The sequence below is a fragment of the Pseudomonas vranovensis DSM 16006 genome (assembly GCF_000425805.1).
Taxonomy (GTDB): Bacteria; Pseudomonadota; Gammaproteobacteria; order Pseudomonadales; family Pseudomonadaceae; genus Aquipseudomonas; species Aquipseudomonas vranovensis.
The window spans coordinates 143080-164353 of record NZ_KE384454.1 but is presented as its reverse complement, the minus strand read 5'-3'; the positions used below and the strand labels follow the sequence as shown (position 1 = coordinate 164353).

The 21274-nt window shown below is 64.1% G+C and carries 19 protein-coding genes; all 19 read right to left on the bottom strand.

The window, feature by feature from the left end; genetic code table 11:
* Positions 1-133 precede the first annotated feature (133 nt).
* The 19 genes from H621_RS0120255 to mnxG all read right to left on the bottom strand — a co-directional run bounded on the left by H621_RS0120255 (position 134) and on the right by mnxG (position 21246).
* Positions 134-976, bottom strand: coding sequence for a CsgG/HfaB family protein (locus H621_RS0120255; protein ID WP_028945123.1), 843 nt, complete (start codon positions 974-976; stop codon positions 134-136).
* Between the two features lie 27 nt (positions 977-1003).
* On the bottom strand, positions 1004-1420 hold the full coding sequence (locus H621_RS0120250; RefSeq protein WP_028945122.1) for a curli assembly protein CsgF: 417 nt from the start codon (positions 1418-1420) through the stop codon (positions 1004-1006).
* The gene (gene csgE / locus H621_RS0120245) at positions 1417-1812 is read right to left on the bottom strand and encodes a curli production assembly/transport protein CsgE (protein ID WP_028945121.1); all 396 of its coding nucleotides are present in this window, start codon (positions 1810-1812) and stop codon (positions 1417-1419) included. Before csgE ends, H621_RS0120250 begins: the two co-directional genes overlap by 4 nt.
* Positions 1809-2336 (bottom strand): type II secretion system protein, encoded by a 528-nt coding sequence (locus tag H621_RS0120240; RefSeq protein WP_028945120.1) that lies wholly within the window; start codon positions 2334-2336, stop codon positions 1809-1811. The genes csgE and H621_RS0120240 overlap by 4 nt, the downstream gene beginning before the upstream one ends.
* On the bottom strand, positions 2311-2685 hold the full coding sequence (locus tag H621_RS0120235; RefSeq protein WP_028945119.1) for a type II secretion system protein: 375 nt from the start codon (positions 2683-2685) through the stop codon (positions 2311-2313). The genes H621_RS0120240 and H621_RS0120235 overlap by 26 nt, the downstream gene beginning before the upstream one ends.
* A gap of 5 nt (positions 2686-2690) precedes the next feature.
* Positions 2691-3164: a prepilin-type N-terminal cleavage/methylation domain-containing protein gene (locus tag H621_RS0120230; RefSeq protein ID WP_028945118.1), complete on the bottom strand. Its 474-nt coding sequence runs from the start codon at positions 3162-3164 to the stop codon at positions 2691-2693.
* Positions 3165-3167: 3 nt separating this feature from the next.
* Positions 3168-4997 carry a secretin N-terminal domain-containing protein gene (locus H621_RS27365; protein ID WP_036990180.1) on the bottom strand — a complete coding sequence of 610 codons (1830 nt, stop codon included), beginning with the start codon at positions 4995-4997 and terminating at the stop codon, positions 3168-3170.
* A complete protein-coding gene (locus H621_RS0120220; RefSeq protein ID WP_028945117.1) occupies positions 4994-5494 on the bottom strand; it encodes a hypothetical protein in 501 nt (166 codons plus the stop codon). Before H621_RS0120220 ends, H621_RS27365 begins: the two co-directional genes overlap by 4 nt.
* Positions 5494-6042 carry a type 4a pilus biogenesis protein PilO gene (gene pilO, locus H621_RS0120215; protein ID WP_028945116.1) on the bottom strand — a complete coding sequence of 183 codons (549 nt, stop codon included), beginning with the start codon at positions 6040-6042 and terminating at the stop codon, positions 5494-5496. The genes H621_RS0120220 and pilO overlap by 1 nt, the downstream gene beginning before the upstream one ends.
* On the bottom strand, positions 6029-6571 hold the full coding sequence (locus H621_RS0120210; RefSeq protein ID WP_028945115.1) for a pilus assembly protein: 543 nt from the start codon (positions 6569-6571) through the stop codon (positions 6029-6031). Before H621_RS0120210 ends, pilO begins: the two co-directional genes overlap by 14 nt.
* 1 nt (position 6572) lies before the next feature.
* Positions 6573-7361, bottom strand: a complete 789-nt coding sequence (locus H621_RS0120205; protein ID WP_028945114.1) for a hypothetical protein — start codon at positions 7359-7361, stop codon at positions 6573-6575.
* A complete protein-coding gene (locus H621_RS0120200; RefSeq protein WP_028945113.1) occupies positions 7342-9045 on the bottom strand; it encodes a GspE/PulE family protein in 1704 nt (567 codons plus the stop codon). Before H621_RS0120200 ends, H621_RS0120205 begins: the two co-directional genes overlap by 20 nt.
* A gap of 53 nt (positions 9046-9098) precedes the next feature.
* Positions 9099-9632 (bottom strand): response regulator, encoded by a 534-nt coding sequence (locus H621_RS0120195; protein WP_028945112.1) that lies wholly within the window; start codon positions 9630-9632, stop codon positions 9099-9101.
* Positions 9633-9862: 230 nt separating this feature from the next.
* A complete protein-coding gene (locus H621_RS0120190; RefSeq protein WP_028945111.1) occupies positions 9863-10507 on the bottom strand; it encodes a SurA N-terminal domain-containing protein in 645 nt (214 codons plus the stop codon).
* Positions 10504-12039, bottom strand: a complete 1536-nt coding sequence (locus H621_RS0120185; protein ID WP_084168008.1) for a cytochrome c/ABC transporter substrate-binding protein — start codon at positions 12037-12039, stop codon at positions 10504-10506. Before H621_RS0120185 ends, H621_RS0120190 begins: the two co-directional genes overlap by 4 nt.
* Before the next feature lie 5 nt (positions 12040-12044).
* Positions 12045-12683: an SCO family protein gene (locus tag H621_RS0120180; RefSeq protein ID WP_028945109.1), complete on the bottom strand. Its 639-nt coding sequence runs from the start codon at positions 12681-12683 to the stop codon at positions 12045-12047.
* Positions 12684-12709: 26 nt separating this feature from the next.
* The gene (locus H621_RS0120175; RefSeq protein WP_028945108.1) at positions 12710-13357 is read right to left on the bottom strand and encodes an SCO family protein; all 648 of its coding nucleotides are present in this window, start codon (positions 13355-13357) and stop codon (positions 12710-12712) included.
* Positions 13354-15348, bottom strand: a complete 1995-nt coding sequence (locus tag H621_RS0120170; RefSeq protein ID WP_028945107.1) for a cytochrome D1 domain-containing protein — start codon at positions 15346-15348, stop codon at positions 13354-13356. Before H621_RS0120170 ends, H621_RS0120175 begins: the two co-directional genes overlap by 4 nt.
* Before the next feature lie 18 nt (positions 15349-15366).
* On the bottom strand, positions 15367-21246 hold the full coding sequence (mnxG, locus tag H621_RS0120165; protein WP_028945106.1) for a manganese-oxidizing multicopper oxidase MnxG: 5880 nt from the start codon (positions 21244-21246) through the stop codon (positions 15367-15369).
* Positions 21247-21274: the final 28 nt, after the last annotated feature.

The window sequence follows — 21274 nt, the reverse complement described above, 5'->3', positions numbered from 1 at the left end:
CGATCGCAGCCTCGTTCCTCGGCAGCGGCTACACCGTATGCACCGTAGCCGCTGGCGCCAGCCTGCGATCGGCCGCGCAGCGGTCGTGGTTCTGCACGCCCTGAAGCAGCTCGCTCCTTCCGTTCTCAATTCCTCAAGGCGCCTGGTACTGGCTCAGGTACTTGTCCAGCACTGCCTTGTCGCCACTGCCATCGTCGGCCACTTGCCACAGGCGCCGTTCGATCCCTTGGGCCAGCAGGTGCCCTACCGCCGACTCGATCGCCGAGAGCACGCACAGTTGCGCCGGCTCGTTGGTGGTGTAGCCCACTTCGGCTTCCAGCAGTTTCTTGAACTCGATGAACTTGAACACCCCGGCACTGCGTCCAACCGAGTAGATGGTCTTGCTGGTCATGACGTTGGCCAGCACCTGGCCGCTGCGCACGTCCACCGCCCGCAGGTTGACCGAAACCTGGTCGACCCGATATTCGCGGGAGATATCGATGCCCAGGTAGCGCGCGCCCTCCCCGCCACTGCGCACGTTGGTATCGTAGGCAATGATGCCGCCTTCGAGCATCAGGTTGGCCGCCTGCAACGGCGGCAGTTCGCCCTGGATGTTGACCGGCGTATCGGGCTTTTTCTGCGAGGCGCGGATGATCTTGCGCTCGGTCAGCAGGTTCTGCAGCCCTTCACGCTCCAGCACCACGAACCAGCCACTGGCCTGCAGGGCATCCATCAGCATGCTCGCCGCCCCCTGGGTGACGCTGGTGGAGAAAGAGCTTGCAGGCGTCGGCTTGTATTGCCCGGTCTGGTCGCGAAATCCATACACCACCGCCATCAACCGGCCTTTGGGCCGAGGCATGTTCAGCAGGTCGTAGTAGGTCGAGGCCCGTGGCGTCAGGGTCGGGCTTTCGCTGTCCTGCTCTGCCGACATGGGCTCGCGCAGGCTGCAGCCCTGCAAGGTGGCCAGGATCATCAGTGCGGTCAGAAATCGTTTCATGATTGTTTCTCCCCTTTACCCTGCCCGTTACGGGTTCAGGCCGTTGACCAGCACTTCAGACACCTCACCGGTCGCCCGGTCAGTGATTTGGATGGTCAAGGCGCCGGAGTCATCCAGCACGTTGATCAGAAAGGCATCGGTCTGCAGGCTGCCGGTGTTGCCGTTGTTGATGTTGGTCAGCAGCTGCGAGAGCAGGCGCGACTCCAGTTGGCTGGTGAAGCGCTCCAGTGACGAAGTGCTGGCCAAGGCTGAAGCGCGGTCCTTGATGTCCGGGTCGTCATGGTCGTTCTGTGCCTGGGCATTGTTGAGCAGCCAGGTGCCGTTGAGCGGGTTGCCGCCAAACGCCGGGTTGACCGGGGTGTACACCAGTTCAGTGGCACCGGCCTGACTGCACAGGACAGCCAGCAGGACCAGGGAGGCCAGGCCGCAGGTATTGTTGTTCATAGCTCGTCCCTCTCAAGATCGGTGGTGTCTTGCAGCAGCATCTGCAGCTTGCGCTGGATGATCTGCGCCTTGACCAGGTCAGCCGCCTCATAGGCGGCGTCCTTCAGCTCGGTGGTGTTGGGTGGCAGAAAGCGTTTGTAGATCACACGTTGCTCGTACTCGACCGTCACCAGGCTGCCCCAGCGTGCGTCCGGTCTTTCGCGTACCACCAGGTTGAAATCCAGGCGGCTGGTGGCACGCAACCGCTCGGCGAAGCTGTAGTAAAAGTCGTGGCCAATGTGCGAGATGGTGTTGTCGACGATAAAGCCCATCATCTCGTCCTCGGCACCGCCGCGGGCGGTGCCGGCCAGCAGCACCAGGGCCAGGGTGCAGGCAGTCAGGCGGCGGTTCATTGCCCGGCTCCTTGCGGCGCGTCGTTGCGCACGCCGCCGTTGTCGGCAAAGGCTTTCTCGGCCACGAACTGCCAGTCGGAGTAGTGGGTCAGGCCTTCGAAGTCCGACCATTGCGCGGCAAAGCCGGTCTGTTTGAGCGGCGGCTGCTGCGACTGGCTGTAGACCCCGGTGATGCGCCCGTCGATGGAGCGCACCAGCCCCCAGTCGTCGCTGCCGGTGATCGGGTCGCTGTACAGCTGGCGAATGTGGCGCTTGGGGTTCGGGTAGCGCGGGTCTTCGAGCAGCTCCTCCAGCGTCTGCGGGTACTGGGCAAGCCCCGGCGAGCTGCGGTAGTAGCTGCGCAGTGCCTGGGCATACTGGGTGCCGACCCACAGCAGGTCGCGCTCACGTTCGCGCTGGGCGACGGTCGACCACAGGGTGACGGTAGAGCCCAGGACGATGCCGGTCACGGCAATCAGCAACAGCACGCCCAGGTAGGTGTAGCCCGCTTCGGCGGCGCTACCACTCGGCATAAAGGCTGCCATCACGCGCCCTCCCGGTTGAACCGCTCTTGATATCGGCCACCGAGCCCGCCACGCCTTCAGGCGGGGCCACCACTTGCCACAGGTCGCGGCGCTCGGTGATCGGGTCCAGGGGTGCGCTGCGCAGGTAGCGCTGTTCGACCAGTTGTTCCAGCGACTCGGGGTAGTGCCCGGTGTCGCCGTAGTAGTGGTCCAGCGCCTCGCGCATCACCGCCAGGCTCTGGCGCAAAGTGGCCTCGCGGGAGGTCTCCAGGCTCTGGAAGTAACGCGGCATGGCGATGGTCATCAAGGTAGCGATGATCGCCATCACCACCAGCAGTTCGATCAGGGTGAAACCTTGGCTACGTTTCATGCTGGTCACCACTGCCCGTAGGCGATGCCGTTGAGGCCCTTACCCCGCGCCCGGGAGTAGACGTCGAAGACGTCCTCCCCTTCACGCGGGTTCTGGGCGGAGCTTTCGTAGGTGCGCAGGCCCCAGCCGCCTTCGTCGTCGCGCTTGGCGGCAACCAGCGGGTCGCGGGGAATGCGCCGCAAAAAGTAGAACTTGGCGCCCTTGGCGCTGCGCACATCCCTCACGCCGTCGACCAGCACCTGCAGGTTTGGTGGGTAGCCCGTGGCGTTGAGCGACTTTTCGATGTAGCCGGCGTCAAAGGCGCGCTTGTAGGCGTCAATGCCATCGCGGATCTGGTACAGGGCGGTCTTGAGCTCCTGTTCCTTGCCCCGGCGAACCAGGGTTTCGGTCAGCGGTGCGGCAATCGAAGCCAGCAACCCGAGCAGGGCCAGGGTCAGCATCACTTCAATCAGGCTGAATCCTGCCATTGACCGTTTCATGGCTCAGGGCCTCACGCCGGTAGGAACGGCGGCGATGGGTTGTTCGGTTTCGACGTCGACATCGATGCTGCGGTTGAGGTTGCGGATCTGCATGCTGGTCTCGGTACCGGTCGGGAACTCCATGTCCGAGGGGCTCTGGTAAGGCAAGTTGCGCACGATCCGTGGGGTGATCGACAACACCAGCTCCGACTGGCTCTTATCGTTGCGGTTGCTGCCGAACAGTCGGCCCAGACCGGGGATGTCGCCAAGGCCAGGGATCTTGTTGCCACTGGCGCCTTCGTCGTTGCGCACCAGGCCGGCCAACACCTGGGTTTCGCCGTCATGCAGGCGCAGGCTGGTCTGCGCGTTGCGGGTGTCGACCTGGACCGGAATGGTGCCCTGGCGAGTGGGTTCAAGGGGCTTGGCGTTACTGACCTCGAGGGAAATCTTGATCGCCACTTCGTTGTTCAGGTGAACCACCGGGGTCACTTCGAGTTTCAAACCGACATCCAGGTAGGTGACGCTTTCGGTGATCACCGGGCCCTGGGTCGAAGGTACCGAAGTGGCGCTGATGATCGGTACCCGCTGGCCGATATGGATGCGTGCCTGCTCGCGGTTGCTGACCCGGATCACCGGGCTTGCCAGGGTGTTGATGTCGTTGTCCTGGGCGTTGATCTTGGCCTGGGGCGACGGCGAGAAGGTGATGCGCTCGGAGTTGATGCCGCGCAGCTGGTCAATGGTGCTGACCGGATTGCCGTCGTTGTTGAGGATGCCGAAGGTGTTGGGCCATTGCAGGCCCAGCTCGAGGATCCGCGAACGGGCCACTTCCATCACTTCCACTTCCAGCACCACCTCGGGGTTGGACTGGTCCTGGGACTGCAGGAGTTTCTCGGCCATGCGCACCGCGTCCGGGGTGTCACGCATGGTCAGGGTGTTGAGGCGTTCATCGACGAACACATCGCGGGTCTTGAGCATGGTTTTGACCATGTTCAGCGCGGTGTTGGCGTCGATGCTGGTCAGGTAGAAGGTGCGCATGACCAATTCCTGGTAGTCCTTGGTCTTCTGCGGCGAATCGGGGTAGATCAACAAGGTGTTTTCGTTCACCACCTTCTGGTGCAGCTGGTTCTGCTCCAGCAGCAGCGACACGGCGTCTTCGATGCGCACGTCACGCACGAAGATGGTGGCTTTCATGTCCGGGCGCAGGTCTTTGTCGAAAATGAAGTTCAACCCCGCCACCTGCGACAGCACCTCGAAAATGGTCTTGAGGTTGGCGTCACGAAACTCCAGGGTCACCGGTTTTTCCAGTTTGGTTTGCAGTTGCGGATTGGGCTGGGCAGTGCGGCTCTGCACCAGCTCGATGTCTTTGCGCAGGGCCAGGCCGGCTTCGTTCTGCGGGTCCAGTTGCAGCACTTCGCGCATGTGTCGCTCGGCACCGAACAGGTCGCCGCTGCGCAGCGCTGCCTGACCCAGGGCAACACGCTCACCGAGGTTGCGCATCAGCTCGATCTGGCGCACGGCATCCTGGGCACGGCGGTTGTTCGGCTCCAGGGTCAGCACCCGGCCGTAGCCCATGCGTGCGCCGCCGAAGTCGTGGCGGCTGCGGTCGCTGTCGGCCTTTGCCAGCAGCTCTTCCACCGACTGCTTGCGCCCCTGCATCAGGGCGATGTTCAACTCGGTATCGCGAGGGTCTTCCTTGAGGGCCTCTTCGAGCCGGGCGATACCGGCTTCGTATTGCCCTTCATTGATCAGCGCCTGGCCATCCTTGCGTGCTGCAGTCGTGCCGCAGCCGGCCAGGGCGACGCACAGTGCAAGCATCAAAAATGGCGCTTTGTTGCACAACCTGGACGAATTCATGGTGCGCTCCCTACAGACAAGGTCTGGGACAGGTGCAATGGCAGGTAGACCAGGCTCAGCTCCGTGGCGGAGATCTGCTCGATCCGATAGGTGTCGTCGATCACATCACCGCGACGTACGACATAGAGCTTTTCACCGCTTTGCAGAAACACCTGCTCGTCCTCGAGGTTGTGCAGGCGGCCAACGAACTGGAACGGCAGCACCGGTGCCGAAGGTGCCGCCACCACCGCGGCCACCACCGCCGGTTTTTCCGTGACCGTGGCCATCTGCACGGCCGGCTTCCAGCTCTTGCTCGGGAACAGGTCCCGTGGCTTGAGCGCGGTCGGCTTGGCGGCTTTGCCGGCTGCAGAGGCGGCGGCGACCTGGGCCTTGTCGGCGACAGCAACGGTGGCGCGGGTATCAGCGGCCTCGTCGTCGAAGAAATACCCCGGTGCCCAGGCCAGTACGGCAGCGAGTCCGAGAAAGGCCAGCCAGGCCAGGCGGCGTTGAGTGTTCATCACGACCTCGACAGGTAAAGGGTCATACGCAGGCGGCCGGTCAGCTCGCTGTCGCCGATCTTCTTGCGTTGCAGATCGACGTCTTCGAGCACCAGCGCCGGCAGTTGACCGAGCAAGGCATGGACAAAGCGGCGGATCTGCGGGTAGCTGCCGCGCACGGGCAGGAGAATCTGGTAGCGCGCCAGTTGAGTCTTGGGGTCCACCCCCAGGGCGTACTCGCCCCGTGCCAGGCTGATGCGTTCGGTCTTGGCCAGGCTGTAGATACGGTCGATGGCCTCGGTGGCCTGGGGCTGGGCCGGTAGCTGCTTGTGAAAGTCCTCCAGTTCGCGCTGGGGTACCTGGGGCAGCTTCAGCGTGCCGCTCTTGATCTGACGCAACTGGGTGCCGGCGTCCTGATTGCGCCCTTCAAGGTCCCGTACTTGCTGCCACTGTGGCAGCACGCCGAACGCGCCGTAGAGCAAGGCCAGCACCACCAGCGCAGCACCGGCCAGGCCGACCATGCCGAGCCGCTGCGCACGTTCGTGCAGAATCAGACTAGGGATGCGCATTGCCGATCTCCCAGGTGGCCGACAGGTTGAACTGCACCGGATGTTCGGGCTGCTTGGCCATGATTTCGTGGTTGAGCAGCGACACATCGCGCAGCTCGCCACTGGCTTCCAGGCGTTTGTGAAAGGCCAGCATCGCTTCCAGGTCACGGGCTTCGGCACTGATGCGCACCTGGCCCTTGCGGGCGTCCGGGGTCAGGGTCAGCAACGCCACATCATCCTGGGGCAAGCCTTCGAGCATGTTGAACAAGCGTTCCCAGGGGCGCTGCAGCTGCTGCGAGACACTGCGCATCTGGGCCAGTTTCTCGGTCTGCTCGCGGCTTTGTGCCGGGGTCAGGGAACTGATTGTTTCCGGACGCTTGCCCAGTTGGCGTTCGACGTGCTGCAACTGCTGCTCAAGGGCTTCCTGCTGCTGGCTGAAACCTTGCTGCAGCAGCGTTGCGCCCAGCACCAGGCTTGCGCCGACGGCCAGCAGCGCCCAGGCGGCAAGGCCGGTGCGCCGTGGCTGGAAGTCCAGCTCCAGGCGGCGCATTTCAGGCCACCGCCCGGGACATGCTGCACAACACGTCACCGCCGGGCTCAGTCAGCGCACACAACTGCACGCCGTCCAGCGTCGGGGGTTGCTCCATGCGACCTGGTGCATGGAGGAATACCGGTAGCTCGCGCTCGCCGGCATTCAGTTCGCACTGGCGGGCGATCAGCGCCTGCAGCGCTGCGTCGCTGTCACCACTACCCTGGGCGCTGACCTGCTGCCAGGTGCCGTTCTGTGCCAACAGGCACACGCTGCGTTGTGGTTCGGCCAGCACGAACAGAAAGTCGCCCTGCCCCAGTTGCTCGGCAAAGCGGTTGTAGGCAGCCATCAGGTAGGGACGCACCGAGCGCGGGCGAAGGCCCAGGGTGCGGCAGTGGTCGTTGAGACGCTGCAGCAGCGCTTCGGGCACCGCCGTGGCAATCCGCGCACTGCCGGCAGCCTCCGGCGACACCACCAGGCGCCAGCCGTCCAGGCTCTGGCCGTAGTGGGCTTCAAAGCAGGCCCGTGCGTAGTGGTGCAGTTCATCAGGGCGATTGATGGCGGCGCTCCAGGGCACCAGGCAAAAGCGGCAGTACTGGGCCGACAGCAGCAGTTGCAGTTGAGCACCCTTGCAGCCGTGCTCGCCGAGCAGGCTATGGAGGGTGTCCAGGGCCTGGGTGGCGGCCTGGCTGCGCTCGGCGATAAAGCCCAGGCTGCCCAGCCACTGCTGTTTCTGGCCTTGGAGCCGGGACAAGCCGACGCCTTGGGCGCCAAGCACGGCGACGAAACGATCAGGCGACAAATGTGACACGATTGATCTCCTCCAAGGTGGTCCGGCCATCACGCACCAGCTCCAGTGCCGAGCTGCGCAGCAGGCGCAGCCCGCGTTGGCAGGCCAGGGTGCGGATCTGGGCCAGCGGCCGACGTTCAACGATCATTTGCCGCAGTTCGTCGTCCAGGTGCAGCAGTTCGGCGATGGCGGTGCGGCCGCGATAGCCACTGCCACGGCATTGGCCACAGCCTTTGCCGTGTACGAAGCGGTATTCACCGACCTGCCCGGCTTCCAGGCCCGAGAGGCTCAGTTCTTCGTCGTCAGGGTGATGGGGCGCAGCGCAGTGCGGGCATACCAGGCGGATCAGGCGTTGGGCCAGTACGGCGTTGAGGGCGGAGACAAAGCTGTAGGGGTCGACCTGCATCTGGCTGAAGCGGCCGATTACATCGAAGACGTTGTTGGCATGGATGGTGGTGAACACCAGGTGGCCGGTCAGCGCGGATTGCACGGCAATCTGCGCGGTGTCCGGGTCGCGGATCTCGCCGACCATGATCTTGTCGGGGTCGTGACGCAAAATCGAGCGCAGGCCACGGGCGAAGGTCAGGCCCTTCTTTTCGTTGACCGGGATCTGCAGCACCCCCGGCAACTGGTATTCGACCGGGTCTTCGATGGTGATGATCTTGTCCACGCCGTGGTTGATCTCGCTGATCATGGCGTAGAGGGTGGTGGTCTTGCCGCTGCCGGTGGGACCGGTGACCAGGATCATGCCGTAGGGTTCGTTGGCCAGGCGGCGCAGGCTGCGCAGGGTATGGTCTTCAAATCCCAGGGCCTGGAGCTGCACGCCGCTGACGCGGTCGGCCAGGTCCTGTTTGTCGAGCACCCGCAGCACTGCGTCCTCGCCAAAGATGCTCGGCATGATCGATACACGAAAATCGATCTGCCGGGCGCTGATGCCGATCTTGAAGCGACCGTCCTGGGGGACGCGTTTTTCACCGATATCCAATTCGGCCATGACCTTGATCCGCGAGATCACCTGCTCGGCGAATTCGCTGCCGCTGACCTTGCTGATGCTGTTGAGCACGCCGTCGATACGGTACTTGATCACCAGGCCGCTACCGGTCACGCCCAGGTGGATGTCGCTGGCGTGCATCTTCAGGGCGTCGTAGAGGGTCGAGTTGACCAGTTTGACCACCCGGCTCTGGTCTTCGCTGATACTGGCCAGCGAGAGGCTTTGCACGGTGTCCAGTTCGGCGACCGCCTCGCTGTCGTTATCCAGCGAGTCCACGGCATGGAAGCTTTCTTCGTGACGGGCCAGAAAACCGCTCAGCTCGGCCGCTTGCACCAGGTACAGCGGCGCGCCCTGCAGACATTCATCGATCCAGGCAAGACGGGCAGTGTCAAAGGGGTCGGCGAACACACCCAGCACCTGGCCGTCGTGTTCGAGGAAAATGAATTCGCGTTTCAGGCATTGGGCCAGGCTGACCCGGTCAAACAGCGGGGTGGCGGCAAACAGCGCCTGGCCGTCCAGCACCGGGTAATGCAGGGTGGTGCCAAGGGCTGCGACAAAATCGGCGGGGGCAAGGCCGCTCAAGCGTTGCAGGGTGTCGATCAGGCGTTCGGCACTTTGCTCGGCGCTAGCCCGGGCTTGAGCCAGTAACTCGCGACCCAGGGGCGCAGGCGTAACAACCTGGGCGGGGACAGCGGCGAGCGACAAGGTTTCCATGGCTTGCTCTCCAGCGCGGAGCGCGGCAAGCCAGGTTCAGGTTTGCTCGCGCATTACTCCCCGGTGAGCAGTTGGTCCTCGTCCGGTCCTGGAGGCCTTGCGCCATTACGGCGGCGGTCTGCCAGCACCCAACTACCATCGAACAACTGCAGGGGGAAACTTTCACTCCTGCTCTGGCGTCGTTCGACAAACCCCGTGTCCGTGTTGCCGGTGCCCTTCTCTTCACGCTTGATACCCATCAGGTCGAAGACTGCGCGGGCCAGTTCCGTCAGTGGAAAAGGCTTGAACAGGATATGACTGACGCCCAGCTGGGTGGCACGCTCACGGACCTCGGCGGTCGGATGAGCAGTGATCAGCACGAAATGACAGTCCCTGCGTTGGCGCACGGTCTCCAGTACCTGAAACCCCTCCATGTCGGGCAAGCGATAATCGAGCACTATTACGTCGGGTTGGGTGCGCTCGGCTTCACCGATCGCCGTTGCCCCGTCGTAGGCAACATGGACGTTCAGGCCTTGCGCATCCAGGTACGCCTGGATATTGCCCGCAAGGGTCTGTTCGTCATCGACTACCAATACTGTGTTAACCAAGGTCGACTCCTTGAAGCACCACAGGCCCGGTTTCCCGGTCTGGCGAAGTGCGACCTTGTACAGGCTTACGCATGCTTCGTGCCAGACATGAGACGGCGCTATTAACTGTGCTATGTCATTGATTCTTTAAGCGTAGACGCAAATGAGCCGTGCGCCCTCCCCCCAATGCCGGGGACCGGCTGGCACTTTGCCCCTACTGATGTCCCCAACATTGGGGGTCGAGTCAGTCGTCAGTCAAGTTTCTGCACCTGCCCGGCGTCTCGTAAACGCTGTAGCAAGGCATGGCGCGCCTGCGCCTGTTGCTGATCGATCAGGAGAGATTTTGCCAATGCCAGTCCCTGTTCAGCTTCGACAGGGCTGCTGGCATTTAGGTTCTGCTGCGCCTGAAAAGAATTCTCGTTCGCCAGATAAAACGCCTTTACCTGCGCCCCATCGGGTTCGGGCACCCGCGTGGCGTCCAGAAAGACTCGTTGCGCAGCCAGTTCATGGCGGGTGTAGTCGGCAAAACTGGTGGTATCGAAACCGGCATCGGCCAGGCGTTGTTCAAAGTTCTGCGTAGAACCGAAGGCCTGGCGCAACTGGTCGACCTGCGCGTTGACCTCGGCGTCGCTGACCGTCACCCCTTGGCGCTGGGCTTCCTGCCAGAGCAGCTCCTTGTCGATCAGGTCGTTCAGGGCCTGGTCACGCAGGCGCTTGTAAACGCTGGGGTTGCGGATACTGGTCAGCGCCCGCCCGCGGTCTTCGAGGTATTCGGCGAAATAGCGTTCAAGGCGCAGCTGACTGATCGCCACGCCATTGACCAGGGCAGCAGGTGGCACTTCCTGCGCCTGCAGCGGCAGCGCCAACAGGCACAACAACAGACCGAACAGTTTCATGGCGAATTCACCTCGACGACAGGTCGATAGGCGGCAACCGGGCGGAACACCGGGCCGGGCATTTCCAGGGTCACGACGTGGGCGCCCGCCAGACCCTGGCGGCGGCCCGGGCCAAAGCCCAAAGGTGGGGTGAGGCCGGTTTGCACGTCGTGCAGGCTTTCGAGTGCCAGCACAAGCTTCTCCCGGCTGGCGTCGCGGCCAATGCGCTTGAGCGCATCGGTCAACAGCTGCAGAGCGCACCAGGTGCTTACTTGAAGCGCCCCCTGGCGACCATCCAGGCCCTGGCGCTGGCGCAAGGCGCTCAACGCCTCGCGGCCGGAGGCCGTCCAGTCGCCGGGCACAAAGGGATAAGCCAGGAATACCCGCCGCGACCAGGCATCGGGCACCTGCGGCAACTGTCCCGCCACCTGACTGGAAACGGCGAACAGGTACGGTGTGTGACCCGCCTGCTTCAGCGCTGCTGTGAGTTGGGTAAAACTGTCGCCCTGGCCGAGAAAGAAAATCGCCTGCCCTTCCCCGTTCCAGGCATTGAGCGACTGCGCCCCGACATCACTCCAGCCTCGATCCTGCAGTGCATGCTCAAGGTTGCGAGCCAGGCCGGCCTGGGCCTCGTCGGCATACACGATCCGTGTAACGGCCTGCTCCAGGGCCAGGTTGGCCTGGGCGTAGTCGGCCAGGCTCAGCAGCTGTTCGCGCAAGCCCGGCAAGGGGTCGAAGATCTGCACACTGTCCGCCAATGCCGGCGCCGCTCCCACCAACGGGACCTTTGCCTGCTCAAGACGCGTAGCCAGGGTCGACTCCAAGGCCGGGGCCAGCGGGGCGATCAGCGCAAACACCGGGTCCTGCACCAGCAATTGCCCCAGGGCTTTCTCTGCGCTGTCCTGGTCGGGCCCTGGGTCCAGGCTGACCAGTTCAAGTTGGCGGCCATGAATGCCCCCCTGCTGGTTAATGTGGGCGATGCGGTCCGCAAGCACCGCCGCCACCACCTTCGCCGACCCGGCCAGTGGACCCTGGGTGGGCAGCAAGGTGCCCAGGCGCAGCGTCTGCTCCTCTACACCCGGATCGCGGTCATCGGCCAGGCGCTTGAGGTAGGCATTGAGATTGCGCTGGTCGGCCATGCTCAACACGAAGCGTGGCATCACCGGGTCCAGTTGATTGCCACCCGGGTCGCGGCCCTCCTGGATAGCCCGGGCCAGCGTGGCCTCGGTATAGGCCGGGTAATACCTGCCGTTGGCCTGGCGCAACTGTTGCCCCATCGCCAACCGCTGCCAACTCAACACCGGCGGACGTACGCCGCCTTCGGCGCGACCCAGGCCATCGGCGCCATGGCAACTGGCACACGGCACCACGCTGGCTGGCACCAGCATGTCCGCAGCGCCCACCCGCGCCGACACCTGGGCATCGCTGCTCGACAGCCCTTCCCGGTACAGGCGCTTGCCGGCCAGCTCGCTCGGGGTCAGGTCCAGGGCCACGGCCTGGCAGCTGGCAACCAGCATCAGTACAAGGGCCCCAGCACGCAGCACCGCGTTCATGCTGTTCAACGTCCAGCCAGTGGTTGCGACAGCAGTTGCAGGCGCTGGGCAATGGCCTGGGCGGGGGCATCGGGGCGGATCTTGCTCCAGCGCTTGTTGGCGACGTCACCGGCGATCAACTGGGTGGAATGTTGTTCAGGGCTGGGAATCAGGTGCCCCAGGCGCGCCAGCACCAGGTCCATCTGCGCTTTGTCACCGGTCAGGAACAGCCAATTGGGGCCATCCACCCCTTGCTTCTGGGCAAATTCCTTGAGTACCTGCGGGGTGTCGTTGGTCGGGTCGCTGCTCAGGGAGATGAAGGTCACCTTGCTGGCCTGCTCCTCGCCCATGGCCTCGCGTACTTCGCGCAGCTTGCGGGTAATCAGCGGGCAGGCGTCGTTGCAGTGGGTGAAGATCACATTGAGCATCACCACCTTGTCCTTCAATACATCACTGTAGAAGCGCAGGGTGCGGCCGTTCTGGTCCTTTACCAGGCTGTCGGTGAAGTACGCCTGGGCGTCATGGGTGCCGGCGGTCGGGGTGACCGGCCGAGGGTCGGCCGCCTGGGCGCTGTCGGGCTCGGTCTTGTGGCCTTCATGGGCAAAGGCCACGCTGCTCAAGATCCACAGGCAGGCCCCCAGGGCCAGCCAGTCGACACTGCGCATCGTCCCCGGACGGTGACTGGCGGCGCTCATGGTTGCACCTCCTGGGCAATGGCGGTGTGCTTGGCATGCACCCGACGGGCGCTGAGCCGGTCGATTTCCGTGACCAGCAACGCCGGGTCGGTAAAGCCATAGAAGCGCGTCCATTTGCCGCTGCGGCCATCGCCCACCAGAATCAGCGGCGGATGCTCACCCAGGTTGGCACTGAAGCTGCCCAGGCCCTTGAGGGTTTCGTTGACTGCATACGGCGTACCCGTCAACCAGCTCCAGCCGGGGCCGACCTGGAAAGTCTTGGCGTAATCGAGTAGGCGCTTGGCATCGTCGCGCTGGGGGTCGACGCTGATCGATACCAGTTGCACCTCGCTGCCCACCCGACCGCCCAGCTGCTTTTGCACCTTGGCCATGATCGAGGACACCACCGGGCACACCGTGGTGCAGCTGGTGTAGATAAAGCCCATGACCACCAGGTGGTCGGCTACCAGGTCTTTTTCCAGGCGTACCGGCATGCCGTTCTGGTCGAGCAGTTGCACATCGGCAAAGCGCACCGAGGTCTTTTCCTGGTGGACGGCGGGCGTGCCGTGGGCGCTGTGGTCGACACCATTGTGGGCCTGGGCCAGGCCACAACTGGCGGCCAGCAGGCACAGGCTGAACAGTCTGCAGCGATCGAGCATTTTCATCGCGAACTCCTTGTTGAACCGGTGTCAGACGCTTGTTGAGCCTCTGCGGGCAGCACCCGCAGGCTGGCGTAGTTCTTCTCGGCAAAGGCGTCGCCCAGTGAAGGGGCCTGTACATGCAGGTACCAGGCGCCGCTTTCAGCCAGCTCCAGGGGCGCCTCGTACACCCCGTCACCCACCTCGGTGACCTGGCTGTTGCGGGCGCGCGAGGACGGCGCGAGGAAGTAGCGCACGCTCAGGTCCTTGATGCCGTTGCGCGGCGCACCATTGCCTTCGACGATGCGAAAGCGCGCCGTGAAGGGGTTGCCTTGTACCACCACGGCGGGTTCGAGCATGAACTGGATCTGCGGGGTTTGCCGATGCGGGGCGGTGGGCGAAGCGGCCACTTCGGTACTGAAGCAGTGGATGATCTGTGGCTGGTTGAGCAGGAACGCCACGTCGAAGGTGCCTGCGGCCGGCAGCTTGACCGTCGAGCTGTACACGCCTGGCGCCACTTCCCGCAGGCTGCGGTCGATCACCAGTGCAGCCCGGGCATTGTGGCCACGGTTGGGGTAGCCGGACATCGGCGCGTTCATGCCTTCGGCGTAGAAGTAGGTGGTGTTGTCGGCCGGGTTGACCACGAACACCGAGTTTTCGTCCCGGGCCACGGTCAGCCCCTGCGCCAACGGCAGGTCGCCAGCCTGGCGCGGGGCCGAGGCGCCGGCCTCGAAGCCCTGGACAATCGGCTGGCGCCCTTCACCGAGGCTGCTCAGGTTGATCATGCTGACCTTGGATGAAGCCAGGCCCCGGACATAGGCATAGGCCTGGGTAAAGGTCAGTTGGTAGGGTTCGGCCGCCACGGGCAGGCTGTGGATCAGCCTATCGGTACTGGCGTCGATCACCAGTGCCTGGTTTTCCAGGGTGTTGAGGACGATGCCAAAGCGCCCGTCACGGCTGAAACGCATCGGTCCCAACCCTTGCTCGCCTTGGATCAGGTGGCGCTGGGTGTGGCTGCGCGCGTCGATCACGCTGATAGTGCCGTCACGCCCGTCGGCCACATACACCGCCTGGGACAGCGCCGAATAGGCCACTGACAATGGGTGCGAGCCCACCTTGACGGTCTTGACCAGGCGCATGTCACTGGCGTCGATAACGCTCAAGGTGCCACTGTCGCGGTTGCTGACAAAGGCGTAGCGCGAGTCGGCACTGAAGGCGATTTCGTGGTGGCCGGCGCCAGTGGCAAAGAACTTCATGGCCTTGCGGCTGGGAACGTCTATCACGGTCACGCCACTCTGGGCCGGATCGCTGGTATTGTTGCCGACCCACAGCAGGCGCTGGTCGGGCTGCAGGGCCACGCGCAGCGGCTGCTTGCCGGCGGGAATACTGCCAATGCGCTGGAAGGTCTCGGTGTCGATCAGTGCCACCTCCCCACGTTCGGGGATCGACACGAACACTTGCTTGTCGTCGCCGCTGGGGGTCCAGTCCATCGGCTGGCCGGGCAGTTCGATACGCGCCAGGGTACTGGTGACGCCACCCACCGACACCGACGGGTCGATCACGGTGAGGCTGGCGTCCTTGTTCAGTACCAGCAGAAAGTAGCTGTTGAGGTCGAGCAACGGCCGGGCACCAATGCTGCTCTTGAGAAACAACGCCACCCGTGCCTTGCAGCTTTTGCTGCGGTCCTTGGCAGCCTCGCCGGTCAGCGCCGGGTCCAGCCAGGCGCCGGGGGATACCCCCGACAGTGGCTGGCCGCTGTTCTGGTCAGTGATCTTGAAGCGCACATTGGCAAAGGCGCCTTCTGTCAGCACCCCGCCGCTGCCCAGCGGCCTGGCTTCGAACTCGACGGTGACACCGTCGCGGCTGAGCCGGTGCAGAGCTTGCGAATCGGCCTTGGCTTCAGCCTCGGCCAGCTCGCTGCGCGGGTCGCACCAGAGGCTTTCATAGGCGACCCCCAAGCCCATCAGGGTCATTCCGGTCAGCAGTCCCAGGTACAACGGTCTGTTCTTCTTGATCATGACCTCTTCCCCTTGCCCTTACTGCGCTGGTGGCGTGGCTGGTGGTGTTTCTTCCGTTACCCGCAGGATGCCCCACAACCCCGAGGCATTGCCGTATGCAGCGTAGTCGCGGAACAAGTAGTCGCCCGGCACCGCGTTGGCCCCCCCGGCACTGGGCACCATGAAGCTGAAGTGCGCTGCCGGCAGCACGCTTTCCTGGGCACCGATGAACATCGCCTGCGGGTTGTAGCCAAAGCGCACCGAACCAATGCCCGGCAGGCTCATGGGGTAGCCGCCGACGTCGGACTTCTCGGCCTGGTAGTTATGCAGTGGCCAGATGTGCCCATCGAGCTGGTAGGTGATACCGCGGCTGCCGCCGGTAGGCATCAGAATGTGGTTACGGAACGGCTGACCCGGCTTGGCCCAGAGCACCGGCGTTTGCGGGTCGCTGCCCACCAGGGCGTTGCTGTAGGCCATGTGCGCGTTGGGGACATCTGCCCAGCCATAGCCGTCGGCATGGCCGAATGGCGCATCCGGGGCCAGGCCGAAGCGGAACCACAGCGGCTCGGTCTTGTAGTTGATGGCCATATTGGAGTTGTCTTTCGGGTCACCCGGTACGCCATTGCCTTCGGTGGCAATGCCTTCCACGGGACGGCCGTCCGACCAGCGCATGTTCAGCGCCCGCTGCCACACCGTGGCAAAGTCGCGGTAGGCCGGCTGCCCGGGCACCTGCACCGTGGCCGAGGCCCGGCTGGCGCTGTCTTCGGTCCAGGTAGCGGTCTGCGGCAGGATGCTCATGGCACCCACCAGGCCTTTCTGCCCCTGCTTGATGACATCGGCCGGGGTGATGTTCAGGCCGCCGAACTCGATGGCGGTGGTGTTGATATTGTCCACCGAGCGGCCCATCTGCATCACCGGCTTGCCTTCACGCTCCAGGTGCCCGGCATAGTACTGGTACACCTTGCTTGGATAGGCGCCGCTGCTGCCATTGCGCGGCGGTACGGTCTGCACCGGGTTCTGGCCGACGTTGGTACCGTCCGACTTGGTGATGTCGTAGGCCAGCAGTTGTGCGTGCAGGCCGACATGGCTCGACGGACGCATCAGGTTGTTGTTGAAGGCGGTAGAGCCCTCGCTGCCCTGACGGTCGCGCTTGACCACGTTCTGCATCACGGCGGTGCTCGGCAGGTCGGGCATCACCAGGGGCAAGCGGTTCTCCAGGGTGATCTTGAGGCAGTCACCGGCCGCTGCACGCAGCACCAGGGGCTCGATCGGCACGCCAGGCTTGAGCTTGCCGGTCACAGGGTCGAGATCGGCCTTGCGCACATAGAGGATGGCGGTCGGGTCATGCAGCGGCCCGCTGTGGCCACCCACGGTGAAGGTCTCGCCGTCCTCCGGATCGGTCACGGTCACCTGCGGGATGCTGGTGCGCCGGCTGTTGTAGACCAGGGTGCCGCCGTTGGCCTTCAACGGGCCACCAACATGCTGGCCGACGCCGCTGGGGTCGTTAATGCTCACCGCCAGCGGGTTGGCGAGGATGTCGTTGGCCAGCGCCGCGACGATCTCATAGCTGCGCTGCACGGTTGGCCGGGTCCCGATGCCGGTGGCGTTGGTGGTGTAGCGCGGGCAGATGCCGTCGAACGCCACGGTATTGCGTGCAGCCATCGGCAATGGGTTGTTGGGCAGCGGGAACAGGTCGGGACGGTTGGCCGTGTAGTTGCGCATAACCCCCCAGATACCGTTCCAATAGCCTTCGTGGGCGGCATCGAGCGAGTACAGGTAGTCGCCGTTGGGTGCCGAAGAACTGGAGATCATCGACACCGGTGCCATGAAGCCCAGTTGCTCGGAGATACCCACCATCTGCGAAGCCTTCCAGCCGGAGTTCGAGCTGTTGCCGAAGCCCGAGCCATTTTGCAGCCACTTGACCCCGTGCAGGGTCACGTTGTGCTCTTCTTCATGGCCACCGGCGTGCATCCGCAGGCGTACGTTGTCACCGGAGTAGGTGCGCAGCATCGGGGTGAACGGGTCACCCGGCTCGGCGCCGGCCTTGTTGATGTGCGGCGGGAACAGCGTGGTGCCGCCGGTTGGGCCGACTGCCGAGGTGATTGCCGCCGGCGACAGGTTCATCGCCGGGATGGCACGGTCGGTACGGCTTTGCATGGCGAACGCGAGGTCACCGCCCATGCCGTCGGCCTGCATGCCGCGCTTGCCGTCCGGCGCCACCTTGTTGGGATCGTAGACCCGCAGGGCCAGCGGCTCGTTGCGGTAGTTGACGACGAACATGCCAGGGTCATCCACCGAGATGGCTTGCGGGCAAGGCCGCGATGGGCAACCCGGCGAAAGGCCGCCACGGGACTCCACCACGGCTTCGAGCAGGTTGGAGGCCTTCTGCCGCACAGGCGGGTTGATCGCAAAGCGGAAGCTGTCGGCAGTGGCCGGGTATGCCTGGCCGTTGGGAATGCCGTCCGGGCCTGCGCCTACATACACGCCGGCTTCATAGGCATGCTGGAAGTCGCTGTATTCCAGGAAGAACTCCCGATAGCTGTCATTGCGCCCGTCACCATCCAGGTCGCCGGTCTTGACCACGGCCTGCCATGAGGTCGGGCCACCGTCCTCGCGTACTGCCGGGTTGTACAGCTGCTCGCCGGTCTCCGCGTGGTACCAGGTGGAACCTGCCGGTTCCGCCAGTACGGTGGCATACAGGCCCAGTTGCTGGTGAGTCGATGGGCCGAGGTGGTCGTGCGTAAAGATGGTGCCCAGGCCACGGTCGACGTTATGCACGTTGACCACAGGGTCTGCGAACCAGCGTTGCATGGCCGTGCGTGCGCCCAGCCAGTCGGCCCGTCCGTAGCGGCCGAAGAACGGGTGGGTCTTGGCGACCGGGCACTCGGCGGTGCCTTCGCGCGGGTCGCCGCTGTGACAGCCATTGAACTCGCGAATGGCTTCAATACGCTCGACCACAGTACCGGGCGAGAGAATGCCGTCTTCATAGTTCCAGCCGTTGGCCGAGCCATCGGCGGCGGTGAGGTCCCATTTTGGCAGGTGGATGTGCTGGCCGATCACGTCGGTAGGCGTACGCACCTGGTAGTCGTCCATCTCGTAGTACGACGGGATCAGGTTGGTGTGCTGGTACATCACGCAATCGAAAGTGTTCATGCGCATCACCAGCGGCTCAGGCGGGCGCTGCTTGTTGATCACCGGCCAGGCGTCTTCCCACAGGGCAATGATGCGCGCCTGCGGGAAGTGGTAGCCGACTTTGTTGTACACCGCGTCGAACTGGATGTTGGCGCCCTTGTAGATGCGAGGACGGTCGGCGGTAAACATCGAGGAGCCGGTAAACGTCATGGCGTCCAGGCGCTCGCCACTGTTGAACTCGCCGTTGCCGGCCGCCAAGGTCAGGCGCTTGGCACGGTCGTCCATGCAGGGTTCGAAGAACGGTGCGCCTGCAGTGGGGGCGGCGCCGTTGGTGCGGAAGTTGCGCGCCACCGTCTGGTTGTCGGGCAGCACGGCGTAGCTGGGGTGTTCAAGCTTGGAATGGAAGCTCATCGCCGCCTGCTCGACGTCGGTGCCCTCCTCCGGCAGGAACACCGCCTTGGCCTTGGTGATCGACTTGGTGAAGTCCAGCGCCGTGGTGGTGGTAGTCGCCTCGCCACCGGCGGCCATGCCGTCGAGGGAATGGCGTGGCAAACCACCGTCCCAACCGCCGACTTGCGCCGGGTCCAGGTTGGCCCACAGGGCATTGCCGGTGTTTTTCAGCGCCGTGGCCATAGCAGGGTCGAGCATGTCCAGCGGCGGGGTTGGCGGACGTTGGCCGACAGTACTTTCCATGCCGCCGATCCAGAATGGATAACCGGGGTTCTTCAGGCTGCCGTCGGCATTGCGGTTGGCTTCGCTGCGGTCGACCAGCACCAGCGAACCAATGGCACGTGGCGCCTGGTCGTGATGACCGGAGTCGTCATCGCCTTCTTCCTCGTCGTCATCGTCATCGTTCTCGTTCTCGGCCACCAGGGTGGGCGCCAGTTTTGGAATGACCGCCACTTTGCCCGGCATCGGTGCCATGGCCTTGCCTGGCAGCGGCACGATGGCCGGAATGGGCGTGCCGGCTACGATCTCGCCATCGGGCAAGGCACGGGCACCCGCGGCCGGTTTGCCGCTGCGCAATGCATAAGGCTCGCTGTGATAGCCGTCCTCGCCCTGGTTGGACACCTCAAGCCGGGTGCCTTCTTCAAACACGTCGTGTACCCGCCACATGCTCCACATGCCCTGGGCAAAGTGCGGGTAGAAGTGGCAGTGGTAGATCGCATCGCCCGCTACCCGGTTGCGGTTGCCCGAGCCGCCGTTGGCGATTTCATAGGTGTAGCCCACACCCGGGCCAATGCCCTGGGCGTCGACATAGTCGGAATTGTCGTCGTTGGGGTTGAACAGCCACTGGTGCCCGTGCAGGTGGAAGATGTGCTGCTCGTGACCGTTGTGGGTGTTGCGGAACTTGACGAAGTCGCCGATGTAGCTGTGGTTGACGTTGGCAGGCTCTGCCGGGTACAGGGCCATGGTGGCCTTGACCCCGATCTGCTCGGCGCTGGGGGTCTGCCCCGGGCGAATGTTCTCGAGGCCGATGTTGGCGGGCACATCGACCAGCATCGCTACGTCACCGACGGTGTGCGAACTCAGGAAGAATTCCTCATAGGAGCACGACAGGCAGTCGTGCATCGGCCCCACGCCCAGGCGGTTGGCCACCACTTCGGCCCCCATGCCGCCGGAACCGTAGTTGATCATGAACGAGTCGCGGGTCGGCTCCAGCACATGGCCCATGACCGGATCGGCCCAGTAGCCGGGGAAGGCCTGGGTGGCGGCCGCTTCATCGGTGAACTGGGCGGCGAAGTCGCGGAACGGCTCCAGGCGGTTGGGTACCGCCGGGTTGCGCTTGCCGATGCTTTCCAGCGGGTAGGTGGACGGCGGGAAGCTGCCGTCGGTGTTAGGCCCCATGACCACGGCATCGGATTCGCTGGAGATGATCTCGTTGCCATCGATCATGGCAATGATCGGCGAGCCTGCCTTGCCCTCGCGGATCCAGGGCTCGCGTTGCGGATAGCGCGCCTGGTAGTCGACGATCGGCTGGCCGGTCGGCGCGCGACCGGTGGTGCTCAGGCGCATTTCTTCTTCAGTGAGGGTATTGCGGAAGGTCAGCGCTTTTTTAGGCAGCACCACCACCTGGCCGAACAGGCCGTTGGCGACGTTGCCGGCGCCACCCTGGCCGCCGAAGGTTGCGCCCTGGCTGGTGGCGGCGAAAGCACCTTCACGCTCGGCATACAAGGTGTAGGTACGGCTGGAGCCGGGGGCGATCAGGAAATTGCCGTTGCGGCCGGTGTTGGCGGCGATGTCGCCGATGCTGTTGACCGCCTGCATGCCGTTGACCTGGAAACCCACGTGGCGGTCGGTGACCTGGTCATCGACCACGAAGCTCTCGCCACCTTGTTCATTGCCTTCGTTCTCGAACTCATTCTCTTCAGCTTCGTTTTCTTCGCCTTCGTTTTCTTCTTCGTGATCGATCCCGTGCTTGTTCGGGTTGGCCTGGTAGGCCAGCAGGTTCTGCAGGTTGACGGTCAGGCAGTCACCGGCGGCCACCCGCAGCACAATGGGCCGTGGGCGCTTGTCGGGCCGCAGGGTCACTTTGCCCGGTACTGCCGCCCCGCCCTGGGCCAGGGAAACATTGTGCTCGTCGACCACGTCGCGGCGCAGGGCGAACATCATGCCATTGGCGTTCTGTGCGCCCAGCCGGTTGAACATCAGCGGCTGATCGAGGGCGACGACGTTGGCCACCAGGTTGCGTTCGCAACGCACCGCGGCCTCGCTGCCGTGCTGCCAGCCCAAGGTGGCAGCGGCCAGCAGCAATGAGGTAAGGACTGAGCCTTTAAGTGGGGTCATTGTGCACCTCCGCTGGTGCCTGGGTTCT